The sequence below is a fragment of the Micromonospora sp. NPDC005215 genome (assembly GCF_040607915.1).
Taxonomy (GTDB): Bacteria; Actinomycetota; Actinomycetes; order Mycobacteriales; family Micromonosporaceae; genus Micromonospora.
In genome coordinates, this window is sequence record NZ_JBEXHQ010000018.1 from 22,598 (window position 1) to 35,286 (window position 12,689).

Consider the following 12,689-nt stretch of genomic DNA (forward strand, 5'->3'; position numbering starts at 1 on the left):
CCGGTTTTGCGAGCCCCGCAGTCGCGAACGAAGGGTGGCGTCGTGAGCGCGAGGAGTGAGCCCGTTTTGCGAGCCCCGCAGTCGCGAACTGAGGTGGCGTCGTGAGCGCGCTGACCGTACGCCAGGTCCGGCGTCGCTACCTCACGCTCTACGGCCTGCGCTGGCTACCCACGGGTCTGATGATCCCGGTGCTGATCCTGCTGATGCAGGAACGCGGCCTGTCGCTGCCGCAGATCGGCCTGGTGGGCACGGCGCAGGGCCTGCTGGTGCTGGCGCTGGAGTTGCCCACCGGCGGGCTCGCCGACGCCCTCGGCCGCCGGCCGGTGCTGCTCGCCGCCGGAGCGATCAACCTCGCCTCGCTGGCCCTGTTCGCGGTGGCTGACTCGTTCGCGCTGTTCTTCGTGGTCTGGGCCCTGCAGGGGATCTACCGGGCGTTGGACAGTGGCCCGCTGGAGTCCTGGTACGTCGACGCCACAGTGGCCGCCGACCCGAATGCCGAATACGAGCGGGGCCTCGGTTACGCCGGCACCGTCATCGGCGGTGCCATCGGCGGAGGCGCTCTGCTCAGCGGCGGTCTCATCGCGCTCGGCCCGATCGGGCCGGTCACCGCGCTCACCGTGCCCGTGCTGGCCGCGATCGTCGCGCAGGCGGTCGCCCTGATCGCGCTGGTCGTGCTGCTGGTCGAGCAGCGTTCGGCCACCGGTTTCGCGGCGGTGCGGGCCTCGGTGGCCCAGGCGCCCCGCATGATCGGCGAGGCGGTCGGGCTGCTGCGTCGCTCCCGGGTGCTGCTGGCCCTGGTGGCGGTGGAGCTGTTCTGGGGCTTCGGCATGGTCACCTTCGAGTCGCTGCTGCCGGTCCGGCTCGCCGAGGTGATCGGCGACCCGGAACGGGCTGCGGCGCTGCTCGGGCCGGCCAACTCGGCCGCCTGGCTCGCCTCGGCTGCCGGCGCGGCGCTGACCCCGCTGCTGCTGCGCTGGTTCGGTGCGGCACCGGGCGCGGCCCTGCTGCGCATCCTGCAGGGGGTGACGGTGGTCGGGATGGGGTTGTTCGCCGGGCCGGTCGGGGTGCTGGTGGCCTACCTGGCCTGCTACGCCGTGCACGGCGCGTCCAACCCGTTGCACAGTGGCCTGCTGCACCGGCAGGTCGACGGCCCGTACCGGACCAGCGTGCTCTCGCTGAACTCGATGATGGCGCAGCCGGCCGGCGCGCTCGGCGGGGTGGTCCTGACCGCGCTCGCCGCCGCCACCAGCATCGGCACCGCGATGGTGGTCGGCGCGGTGGTGCTCGCCGTCGCCGCCCCGCTCTACCTGCCCGCGTGGCTGGCCGGCCGTCGGGCCACACCCGCCGTCGAGCCGACCGCGGTCCCGGTGTCCGCCACCAACCGGTGACTCCATGCGTAGCGGGGTCCCGCCTTCGATCAGGCGAGGCGGATCGAGCTGAGCGAGAGGGTGTTGGTGAAGCCGAGTCGGCGGTAGAGCCGCGCCGCACCGACGTTGTGCGTGTAGACGCCGAGCGCCACGGTGTCGTGGCGCGCCAGCAGCGCCCGGGTCATCCCGGCGGTCAGGGACGCGCCCAGCCCCCGACCCCGGTGGTCGGGGGCCACGGTCAGGCCGGCGACGAAACCGAGTTCGCCCTGGCTGCGATCCGCGCCGCACGCCACCAACCGGTCGCCGGCCCGGATGCCGTACCAGTCGACCACCCGCGGGTCGCCCGGGCGGGAGGTGGTGCTGGGGAACGCCTCGTCGACAAGTGCCTCCAGCGCCGGGCGGTCGGCGTCGCTGAGGCGTACGACCGGCTGCTCGTCTGGTTGCACAGGCGGTGGCGCGTCGGTCCAGTGGAAGTCCCAGTCGTTGTGCTCGGCCACCGCCAGCCGGTCGGTCAGCAGACCGCGATCGTGTCGGGGCAGGTGTAGTCGCTGCCCCGGGCGCAGCCTTCCGCTGTCGGTGAGCGCGACACAGATGTCGAGGGCCGGCCCGGCCGGGCCGATCGCAGCGCCGGCCGGCCCGTGCTCCGGTGGCACCAACCACAGCACGGCGCCGTCGCGTCGGTATCCCACTGCCGGCATGGCCGGCCCGAGTGCGTGTCGGGCGAACGGGTGGTGGCCGACGGCACCCAGGATGGCGGCCCGGCCCTGGAGCACCTGGTCGTCGATGATCATGCTCTCCAGCCTAGGAGCCGGAGGTGGAACGTCCGCGCCGGGTCGTCGCGACGTGGCCGCATCCACCGTGGAGATTGACGAGTCGACCGATTGGGTACATCACGCGCCGACCTACTGGGAACCCCCACCGGAGGACCGACATGCTCGCCATTCTCGCCGCCATCGTCTTTGGCTTCGCTCTGCTGCTCGATCTGCTCGACACCGACTTCGGAGCGCCCGACCTCTTCAACTGGAACACCCTCGTACTCATCGGGCTGCTCCTGCTCTCGCTCTACCTGGCCGGCGTGGGCAGCGGCCCGCGCAGCGGCGGCGGCGGTGGCGGCGGCCGTTGGTACCGGGGCCGTCGCCCCGGTCGTGGCTGACCGGAACCGATCACCGGTGGCGGGCCCACGGCGCGATTCCGGCGTCGTGGGCCCGGCCCGGTACTGTCTTCGTGATGGAGTCCGACGCCCTCTTCTCCCTCGGTGAACCCGCCGGGTCGCGCAGCGCGCCCGACGGTCCCGCCGGTGTCGACGGCTTCACCGCGGTGGCCGACGATTCGCCCCTGCCCGTCCGGATGCGTCCGGTGACCCTCGACGAGTTGGTCGGGCAGGACCACCTGCTCGCACCCGGTGCTCCGCTGCGGCAGCTGGTCTCCGGCGGCGCTCCGATATCGGTGATCCTCTGGGGTCCCCCGGGCAGCGGCAAGACCACCATCGCGCACCTGGTGGCCGGGGCGACCGATCGTCGCTTCGTCGCCATGTCGGCGCTCTCCGCCGGCGTCAAGGACGTCCGGGCGGTGATCGAGTCGGCCCGCCGCCAGCGCCGGGCGGGCGGCGGGCCGACCGTGCTCTTCATCGACGAGGTGCACCGGTTCAGCAAGACCCAACAGGATTCGCTGCTCGCCGCGGTCGAGGACCGTACTGTCACCTTGCTGGCGGCGACCACCGAGAATCCGTACTTCTCGATCATTTCGCCGCTGCTGTCGCGGTGCGTGCTGCTCACCCTGCAACCGTTGGACGACGAGGCGGTGCGGGGTCTGCTCCGCCGCGCGGTCGTCGACAAGCGCGGCCTGGACGGCGTCCTCACCCTGACCGCCGAGGCCGAGGACCACCTGGTCCGGCTGGCCGCCGGTGACGTCCGTAAGGCACTCACCGCACTGGAGGCGGCGGCGGCCTCCGCCACGGCGCTCGGCGGCGGGCGGATCGACCTCGCCACGGCCGAGCAGGCCGTCGACGTCGCGGCGGTGCGCTACGACCGGGACGGCGACGCCCACTACGACGTGGTCAGCGCCTTCATCAAGAGCATGCGCGGCTCGGACGTGGACGCCGCGGTGCACTGGCTGGCCCGCATGCTGGTCGCCGGCGAGGACGCCCGGTTCATCGCGCGCCGCCTGGTCATCTTCGCCAGCGAGGACGTGGGCATGGCCGACCCCGGCGCCCTGAGCGTCGCCACCGCCGCCGCCCACGCCGTCGAGTACGTGGGGCTGCCCGAAGCGCAGCTCAACCTTGCCCAGGCGGTGATCCACCTGGCCACCGCCCCCAAGTCCAACTCGGCCACCACCGCCATCGGTGCCGCGATCACCGACGTCCGGGCCGGCCGGGGTGGCCCGGTGCCGCGCGGGCTGCGCGACGCGCACTACGCCGGCGCCCGCGGGCTGGGCCACGGGACCGGCTACCGCTACCCGCACGACGACCAGCGCGGTGTGGTCACCCAGCAGTACGTCCCGGACGACCTGGTGGGCACCGACTACTACCAGCCCAGCCCGCACGGCGCGGAACGGTCGGTGGCCAGCCGGCTGCCGGTGCTGCGCCGGATCGTGCGTGGTCTGCCGGCCCCGGCCGCCCGTCCGGACACCCCGACGGCCGAGCCGCCGGTAACGACGCAGCCCGCGTCCGCGCTTCCTGGTGAGAACGGTCGCCCGGCGACGGGCACGGGCACGCCCGGCACGACGCAGCACAGCGGCGCTGACGCCGCAGGAGAGGGTCAACAGTGAGATCGCGTGGTGGGGACCGCCCGGACGAGGGCCCGGACGAGCGGCGCGATCCCCGCGCCAAGACGCGCCGGTGGGGCCGGGGCCGGGCGGCCGAGGCCGAGCCGGAGGAGCCCGTCGCCGGCGAGGAGCTCGGCTGGATCGACGACCTTCGTTCGGCCAAGCAGCAACGCGGTGAACTGGGTCCGGACGGCGCACCGGCGGCGCCCAACCGCCCCCCCGCGGGTCCGCCGGTTGAGCCCGCCGGGCCGCGCAGGAATGCGCCGGCTGAGCCCGCCGGGCCGCGCAGGGGTGCGCCGGTAGAGCCCGCCGGGCCGCGCACGGGTCCGCCGGTGGAGGCGGCCGGTGCGCGTGGGCCGGTGCCGCCGGAGGCCGCGGTGCCGCCCGCCCCGCGCCCGAGCGGCCCGGGTGCTGCTGCCGCCGCCCGTCGACCGACCGACAGCCCCTGGCCGGGAAACCCGCCGCCAGCGGGCCGCCGCCCGGACGACCGGCCACCGGCCGCTGGTCCCGGCCAGGGCCAGCCCGCGCGTCGCGGCGTGCAGCCGGCGCCCGGCGCCCGCGCCGCCGTACCGCCGGCGCCCCCCGCCGCCCGCCCGGTTGGCGGCGACCCGGCCAGCCCGCCGGCGCCGCGCGCCACGACCGACGCGCCCGGCGGCCCGACCCGGCCCCGCCCGGCAACGGCTCCGCCCGGCCCACCCGTGGGCCCACCGACCTCGGGCGCCCCGACCGGTCGCCGCCCGGACGCCGCCGTTCCGCCGGGACGCCGACCGGACGCCGCCGCGGCCGGGGGTCACCCGGACGCGATGCCGCCACTGCGCCGTCCGGACGCCGGCCCACCGGTCCGCCGACCTGGCCCGGCATCCGCCGAGCCCGGTCACGCACTACCGCCGGCCGAGGGAATGCCCGCCGGTCGACGCGGCGGAGCGGCACCCGATCCGGCACGGGCCGCCGGACCATCCGCCGCCTCCGGCCCGGCACGCCTGGACGGCGCTCCGGCCGACCCCGCGCCACCGGCCGGGGACGGCCTGCGGCCCGACCCCGCCATCGACAGTGACCCGCGTACCGCGCGGCGTCGCCCCGGCCCGGTCGACCCGGGGGCCCCAGAGCCCACCGACCGTCGCTCCGCCGAACGCTCCCGTCCGGCCGCCGGTCGCCGCCGTGCCGCCGAACCCGACGAGTCCGCGGTGCCCCGCACGGGCAACGCCCCGCCGGTGCCCCAGGCCACCGGCGCGCACAGCGGTGCCACGCCCACCATCGGGCCGGCCGACGGCACCGGTCGCCGCCGCGCCGTCTCGGCCGAGCCGGAGCGACGTACGCCGGCCGGCGGCGAACCCCGGGCGGACCGCCCCGAACGGCCCGCCGACTGGCTGCGCCAGGCCGGCCGCCTGCCGCACACCGACTCCGGCCTGCCCGTGGTCAACCGACGCGGCGGCACCCCGCCGGCCACGGGTCGCCGTCCCGCACCGGCCGGCGGTGCGGGTGACCTCGCCGACCACGCGTCCGGTCGCCTCGGCGTGCCCGACCCGGCCGCTGAGCGCACCGCCGCCCGCCGGCCCGCCGGCCCTCCGGCCGACCCCGGTGCGGACGTACCGACCGGTCGTCGTGCCGTGCGACCCGACGCGCCGGGAACCACCGGAGAGCAGGCTCTGCCCCCTGCGCCGCCGTCCGGCGACCGTCCCCCCCGGGGCCGGCGCGCTGCGGCGCCCGTCGCGGACCCCACCGGCGGGCGGGCCCGTCCGGTGGGCCCGCCCGGCCCGGACGGGACGCCCACGCCGGACCAGTCCGGCCGACGACGGCCGCCGGCCGAGCCCGGACCGGACGGCCCGGGGCGACCCGGACCGGCGAACGACCGTGGCGACGACCGGTACGCCGGTGGACGACCCGCGCCCGGCGCCGGTCCCGCCGCGCCGGCGCGCGGCGCCGCCCGCTCCGCCCCGCCCGGCCGGGCGCGACCCGTCCCGGGTGGCGCACCGGCCCAGGGCGGCGGGCGCCGGGGCGCCGACGCCCCGCCCCACCCCGCTCCGGGCGCCGATGCGGCCCCCCGGCCGGACGGTCCGGCGCGGGCCGCCGTTCCACCGGGTGGAGACGGCCCGGTTCGGGCCGCCGCCGCATCGGGTGTGGACGGCCCGCCAAGGACGCGTCCGGATGGTCCGGCGCGGGCCGCCGTCCGCCCACCCAAGGGTGCGCAACCGCCCCTCGCCGACGATCGGGCGCACGGTGAGCCGGGTGCCGGTCCCGGCTCCCCGGCGCGTGGTGGCGCCCCGACCGGCCGACCCGTGCCCGCCGACCGTGCCGCAGGGCGTGCCCTGCCGCCGCACCGGGAGCCCGGCCGCGCCGACCCGAGCGGCGTCGCCCCGGTGCCACCGCCCGGCCGCTCCGGCGAGCCCGTCGGGGTGGCCCGTGTCGCCGCCGCCGTGCCGCCCCCGGTCGACCGGCCGGCAGCCGAGCCCGCCGGCGGGCCCGCGCTGCGCTCGGCCAACCAGGACACGCCCGACGACGATGCCGCGCCGGGTGCCCGATCCGAGTTGCGCCGGCAGCTGCGGGAACGCCGTCGCCTCCGGGCGGCGGTGCTGGTGCTGGTCAGCGTCGTGCTGCTCGGTGCGGTGCCGCTCTTCTTCGGCATCCGGACGCTGAGCCGTGACCCGGTCTTCGACAACCTGGATCAGCTCAACGTGCCCGGCTGGGCCGCCGCCAAGACCGTCGACGACGTCAGCGGCAGCCGGTGGTGTCTGCTCGACTGCCGGCTGCGGGAGCGCACCGTCACCTCGGAGAAGTCGCCGCAGGACACGGCGCAGGTCTACGAGGACGCGCTGCGCCAGGACGGCTGGCGGCCGTGGAAGGTGAGTCGCTGTCCGGAGCAGAAGACGAAGGGCAGCTACACCTGCTGGCGCCGCGACGAGTTGACCCTCGACCTGTGGGTACGCGAGCCGACCTGCGTGCCGCCGCCGGTCGACGGTGAGCCGGCCGTCGTGCCGTCTGGCGACCCGTCGGCCGCTGCGACGGAGTGCACCGGCTCGTTGGTGTCGGTGAAGGTACGCAACGCGATCGACGATGAGCGGACCAGGCCGCAACCGACCACCGACCCGTCACTGACCGGAGAGGACCCGTTCCCAACGGTCAGCGGGGATCCGCTGGGTGAGCTGACACCCTCACCGTCGTGAGCCGGTCTCCATCACGGACGGTAGGGTCTGGTGCTGGCGGGCTCGCCCGCTACCGCTGACCGCCGACGGCTCGGCGGCCGGTACGGGTGCCATGGTTGTGCGTTCCGGGGACGTCGGGTCCTGCGGAACTCTGCTTGAGGAGGACAGGCGTGGGCGACATTGGAGCGATCGCGGCGCTGATCGCGGCTAGCGCGTTCGCGGTGCTGGTGCTCATCCTGACGCTGCCCATCCTGCGGCTGCGGCACACGGTGGACGCCACCACCCGCATGATCAACGACCTCAACGATCGGACCGCACCGCTGCTCGGTGACGTGAACACCACTGTGAAGAACGTCAACACCGCGCTGGAGCAGGTGCAGACCTCGCTCGACGGCGTGAACCTCCAGCTGGCGAAGGTCGACACCATGACCAGCCACGCGCAGAACGTCACCGCCAACGTCGCCAACCTGGCCACCGTGGTCTCGGCCGCGGCCGCGAACCCGTTGGTGAAGGTGGCCGCGTTCGGTTACGGCGTGCGCAAGGCCGCCGCCGGCCGCCGGCACGCCGAGACCGAGCGTGAGGTACGCGACACCATCAAGCAGCAGCGACGGGCCGCGCGACGCGGCAACAGCTGACCGGCCGCGCACCAGGAGGTAGCGAGACATGAGGCGCTTGTTCTGGCTCGGTATCGGGGTGGCCGTCGGTGTGATCGTGGTCCGTAAGGCGACCCGGACCGCCCAGGCGTACACGCCGGCGGGTATCGCCAGCACGGTGACGCAATCCGCTGGCGGGCTCGTCGAGTCGTTGCGTAGCTTCGTGGAGGACGTCCGGCTCGGGATGGCCGAGCGCGAGCAGGAGATCCACCAGGCGTTCGCCCAGGGCGAGGCGTTCGACGATCAATTCGCCGACCTGCGGGAAGACCCGCGCATCGGTGATCGAGACATCTTTCCGGAGGAACACCAGCGATGAAGACGGCGGAGATCAAGCGGCGGTATCTCGCCCATTTCGCGGCGAATGGCCACACCGTGGTGCCGTCCGCTCCGCTGCCCGCCATCAGCGACCCGAACCTGCTGTTCGTCAACGCCGGCATGGTGCAGTTCGTGCCGTACTTCCTCGGTCAGCAGACTCCCGCGTACCAGCGGGCGGTCAGCGTGCAGAAGTGCATCCGCACGCCGGACATCGACGAGGTCGGCAAGACCAGCCGGCACGGCACGTTCTTCCAGATGAACGGCAACTTCTCCTTCGGTGACTACTTCAAGGCCGGCGCGATCCCGCTGGCCTGGGAGTTGTCCACGAAGCCGATCGCCGAGGGTGGTTACGGGCTGGATCCCGAGCGGATCTGGCCGACGATCTACCTCGACGACGACGAGGCGTACGAGATTTGGCGGTCGGTGGGTGTGCCGGCCGACCGGATCGTCCGCCGGGGCAAGGCGGACAACTTCTGGTCGATGGGCATTCCCGGGCCGTGCGGTCCGTCGTCCGAGCTGTTCTACGACCGGGGCCCGGAGTACGGCCGCGAGGGCGGCCCGGCGGTCGACGAGGACCGGTACATGGAGTACTGGAATCTCGTCTTCATGCAGTTCGAGCGGGGTCCGGGCACCACCAAGGAGGACTACCCGATCCTGGGTGACCTGCCGGCGAAGAACATCGACACCGGCATGGGCCTGGAGCGGATGGCCTCGATCCTGCAGGGCGTCGACAACCTGTACGAGATCGACGAGGTGCGGCCGATCCTGGCGCGGGCGGCGGAGCTGACCGGTAAGCGCTACGGCGCGCACTCCGGCCACGTGGCGAGTGAGTCGCACCCGGACGACATCCGGCTGCGGGTGATCGCCGATCACGTCCGGACGGCGCTGATGCTGATCGGCGACGGCGTGACGCCGAGCAACGAGGGTCGCGGCTACGTGCTGCGCCGGATCATGCGCCGGGCGATCCGGTCGATCCGGCTGCTCGGCTGGCAGGATCGGGCGCTGCCGGAGTTGCTGCCGGTGGCGCGGGACTGCATGGCGCCGTCGTACCCGGAGCTGGCGACCGACTTCGACCGGATCGCGGACTACGCGTACGCGGAGGAGGAGGCGTTCCTGTCCACCCTGCGTGCCGGCACCACGATCCTGGACACCGCGATCGCCGAGACCCGCACCGCTGGTGGTGCCGCGCTGTCCGGGGCGAAGGCGTTCCAGTTGCACGACACGTACGGCTTCCCGATCGACCTGACCCTGGAGATCGCCGCGGAGCAGGGGCTCACTGTCGACGACGACGGCTTCCGCCGGCTGATGGCCGACCAGCGGACCCGGGCGAAGGCGGACGCGCAGGCCCGCAAGACCGGGCACACCGACCTGTCGGCGTACCGGTCGGTGCTCGACGCGGGTGGCCCGGTGACGTTCACCGGGTACAGCGAGGTGGCCCGCGAGTCGACGGTGCGGGCGCTGCTCGGCGCCGACGGCCCGCGGCAGGCGGCGACCGAGGGCGACACCATCGAGTTGGTGCTCGACACCACCCCGTTCTACGCCGAGGGGGGTGGCCAGCAGCCCGACCAGGGCATGATCACCGTGGGCGGCGGGCAGGTCGAGGTCCTCGACGTGCAGCAGCCGGTGCCGGGTCTGATCGTGCACCGGGCCCGGGTGATCCGGGGTGAGGTACGCGCCGGTGAGGCCGGTTACGCCGAGATCGACACCACTCGGCGGCGGGCGATCTCCCGGTCGCACACCGCTACCCACCTGGTGCACCAGACCATGCGGAACTTCCTCGGTGAGTCGGCCACGCAGGCGGGTTCGCTGAACGCGCCCGGCCGGCTCCGGTTCGACTTCAACACGCCGACCGGGGTGTCGCCGACCGTCCTGCGGGACGTGGAGCAGCAGGTCAACGAGGTGCTGCTTGCCGACCTGGAGGTGCACGCCTTCATCACCTCGCTGGACGAGGCGCGGCGGATCGGCGCGATGGCGCTCTTCGGCGAGAAGTACGGCGAGGAGGTGCGGGTCGTCGAGGTGGGCGACTACGCCCGGGAGCTGTGCGGCGGCACCCACGTGGCCCGCTCGGCCCAGCTCGGCCTCGTGAAGATCCTCTCCGAGTCGTCGATCGGTTCCGGCGTCCGCCGGGTCGAGGCGCTGGTTGGCATGGACGCCTTCGGCTACCTGGCCAAGGAGCACCTGCTGGTCTCCCGGCTGGCCGAGCTGTACCGGGTGCCCAACGATCAGGTCGCTGACCGGGTGGAGCAGACCGTCACCCAGCTCCGGGACGCGGAGAAGGAGTTGGAGAAGCTGCGCGCCCAACTGGTGCTGGGCGGGGCGTCGGCGCTCGCGGCGCAGGCCAGGGAGGTGCGCGGGGTCGCGTACGTGGGCACCGAGGCGCCGGAGGGCGCGGCCGGCAACGACGTGCGGACCCTGGCCCAGGAGATTCGGGGCAAGATCGACGCGGCGCGGCCGGCGGTGGTCGCTGTGGCGGCCCGGTCGAACGGCAAGGCGTCCCTGGTGGTGGCGGTCAACGCGGCCGCGCGCAGTCGGGGCCTGGCCGCGTCGGATCTGGTGAAGGCGGCGTTCTCCGGGCGCGGCGGCGGCAGCCCCGACCTGGCCCAGGGCGGCGGTCTGCCCGCGGCCGAGGCGCCGAACCTGCTGCTCACCGTCGAGAAGGCGATCACTGAGGCGTGACACATCATCACTGTCAGCCAGGGCGGACCATGTGGTCCGCCCTGGTTCGTACCCGGCCGCTGGTGACCGTCGGTGGCTGAGCTGACGCGCGGCGTGCGGATCGGCGTGGATGTCGGTCAGGTGCGGGTGGGGGTTTCCCGCTCGGACCCGGACGGGATCCTGGCTACGCCGCTGGTCACCCTGGCTCGGGATCTCACGGCGGCGCCGGACGCGGTGCCGAGCGATCTCGCCGAGCTGGCCGCGCTGGTGGCCGAGCACGAGGCCGTGGGGGTTGTCGTCGGCCTTCCGGTCAATCTCGCCGGTAAGCACGGCCCGGCGGCTGTCCACGTGAAGGCGTACGCTGACCGACTGGTCGATGTGATAGCGCCCGTCCCGGTAACGCTCACTGACGAGAGGATGTCGACGGTGGTCGCCTCTCGTAGGCTTGCCGAGCGTGGCGTCCGAGGTAAACGTCAACGTGCGGTTGTCGATCAGGCGGCCGCAGTGGAGATCCTGCAGAGCTGGCTGGACGCGCAGCGGAGGCGGACGTAAATGATCGACGATCTGGACCTTGGGTTCGACGAGGCGGAGCGGGGGGAGAAGGGCCGGCACCGGCGCAGCTTCCGCAAGCGCAACGGCGGGTCCGGCGGCGGCCGGGGCAAGACGTTCCTGGCTCTGCTGATGGCCCTGGTCCTGTTGGGCGTGATCGGCGGCGGTGCGTTCTACGGCTTCGACCGCATCCAGAGCTACTTCGTCACCCCCGACTACGACGGCGCCGGATCCGGCGAGGTCACCGTCGAGATCAAGAACGGTGCGCTGCTTGCCGACATGGCCGACGCCCTCGTCGCGGCCGACGTGGTGAAGAGCCAGAAGGCGTTCATCGAGGCGGCCGATGCCAACTCGCGCAGCAAGAACATCCAGCCGGGCACGTACAAGCTGCGCAAGCAGATGAGCGGCGAGAACGCCGTCACCGCGATGCTCGACCTGAAGAACAAGATCGTCAACGGTTTGACGATCCCCGAGGGTCGCACCAGCATGAACATCTACAAGCTGCTCTCCGAGAAGACCAAGATCCCGGTGAAGGATTTCCAGACCGCCGCGAAGGACCCGGAGGCGCTCGGTGTTCCGGACTGGTGGTTCACCCGCGAGGACGGCAAGAAGGTCGTCAAGTCCGTCGAGGGCTTCCTCTACCCGGACACGTACGAGATCCCGCCGAAGGCCACCGCGCAGAGCATCCTCAAGCTGATGGTGAACCGCTTCCTCTCGGTGACCGGAGAGATGAAGTTCGCCGACACGGTGCAGAAGGAACGGCAGGGCATCAGCCCGTACGAGGCGTTGATCGTGGCCTCGCTGGCGCAGGCCGAGGCGGGCAACAAGGACGACCTGGGCAAGGTCGCCCGGGTGGCCTACAACCGGGCGTACGGCGAGTTCCCCTGCAACTGCCTGGAGATGGACGTCACTGTCAACTACTACCTGGAGTCGATCGGCCGCCCGACCAAGTCGTCCAAGCAGATGACCGAGGCCGAGTTGAACGACTCGAAGAACCCGTACAACCGCAAGCTGCGGGGCATGATCCCCACCCCGATCAACAACCCCGGCAAGGAGGCCCTGGAAGGGGCGATGGACCCGCCGCCGGGCAAGTGGCTCTTCTTCGTGGCCGTCGACAAGCAGGGTCACTCGGATTTTGCCGAGACTCCCGAGCAGCACGAACGCAACAAGGACAAGGCCCGGGAGGCCGGCATCATCGACTGACGGCATCCGGTCCGACAGACGCGGGAGGCAGGGCAGTGACGACA

10 protein-coding genes are annotated in these 12,689 nt (G+C 73.4%); 9 read left to right on the top strand and 1 reads right to left on the bottom strand.

Features of this window, described 5'->3' with window-relative positions; all coding sequences use genetic code 11:
* Nucleotides 1-101 precede the first annotated feature (101 nt).
* Nucleotides 102-1,388 carry an MFS transporter gene (locus ABZU25_RS15760; protein ID WP_355030044.1) on the top strand — a complete coding sequence of 429 codons (1,287 nt, stop codon included), beginning with the start codon at nucleotides 102-104 and terminating at the stop codon, nucleotides 1,386-1,388.
* Nucleotides 1,389-1,417: 29 nt separating this feature from the next.
* Here the strand turns inward: ABZU25_RS15760 and ABZU25_RS15765 are convergent, their stop codons facing one another.
* A complete protein-coding gene (locus tag ABZU25_RS15765) occupies nucleotides 1,418-2,158 on the bottom strand; it encodes a GNAT family N-acetyltransferase (RefSeq protein ID WP_355030045.1) in 741 nt (246 codons plus the stop codon).
* Between the two features lie 140 nt (nucleotides 2,159-2,298).
* On the opposite strand from ABZU25_RS15765, the gene ABZU25_RS15770 reads away from it, so the two are divergent.
* The 8 genes from ABZU25_RS15770 (at nucleotide 2,299) to mltG (ending at nucleotide 12,645) form a co-directional block, all read left to right on the top strand.
* Nucleotides 2,299-2,520 carry a hypothetical protein gene (locus tag ABZU25_RS15770; RefSeq protein WP_355030046.1) on the top strand — a complete coding sequence of 74 codons (222 nt, stop codon included), beginning with the start codon at nucleotides 2,299-2,301 and terminating at the stop codon, nucleotides 2,518-2,520.
* A 74-nt stretch (nucleotides 2,521-2,594) separates the two neighbouring features.
* Nucleotides 2,595-4,133, top strand: a complete 1,539-nt coding sequence (locus ABZU25_RS15775; protein ID WP_355030047.1) for a replication-associated recombination protein A — start codon at nucleotides 2,595-2,597, stop codon at nucleotides 4,131-4,133.
* A 2,462-nt stretch (nucleotides 4,134-6,595) separates the two neighbouring features.
* Nucleotides 6,596-7,291 (top strand): hypothetical protein, encoded by a 696-nt coding sequence (locus ABZU25_RS15780; protein WP_355030123.1) that lies wholly within the window; start codon nucleotides 6,596-6,598, stop codon nucleotides 7,289-7,291.
* A gap of 149 nt (nucleotides 7,292-7,440) precedes the next feature.
* Nucleotides 7,441-7,905, top strand: a complete 465-nt coding sequence (locus ABZU25_RS15785) for a DUF948 domain-containing protein (protein WP_112677951.1) — start codon at nucleotides 7,441-7,443, stop codon at nucleotides 7,903-7,905.
* 28 nt (nucleotides 7,906-7,933) lie between these two features.
* Nucleotides 7,934-8,239: a hypothetical protein gene (locus ABZU25_RS15790; RefSeq protein ID WP_355030048.1), complete on the top strand. Its 306-nt coding sequence runs from the start codon at nucleotides 7,934-7,936 to the stop codon at nucleotides 8,237-8,239.
* A complete protein-coding gene (gene alaS / locus ABZU25_RS15795) occupies nucleotides 8,236-10,914 on the top strand; it encodes an alanine--tRNA ligase (RefSeq protein ID WP_355030049.1) in 2,679 nt (892 codons plus the stop codon). Before ABZU25_RS15790 ends, alaS begins: the two co-directional genes overlap by 4 nt.
* Nucleotides 10,915-10,986: 72 nt before the next feature.
* Nucleotides 10,987-11,445 (top strand): Holliday junction resolvase RuvX, encoded by a 459-nt coding sequence (gene ruvX / locus ABZU25_RS15800; RefSeq protein ID WP_112677948.1) that lies wholly within the window; start codon nucleotides 10,987-10,989, stop codon nucleotides 11,443-11,445.
* The gene (gene mltG, locus ABZU25_RS15805; RefSeq protein ID WP_355030050.1) at nucleotides 11,446-12,645 is read left to right on the top strand and encodes an endolytic transglycosylase MltG; all 1,200 of its coding nucleotides are present in this window, start codon (nucleotides 11,446-11,448) and stop codon (nucleotides 12,643-12,645) included.
* The last annotated feature ends 44 nt before the right edge of the window (nucleotides 12,646-12,689 follow it).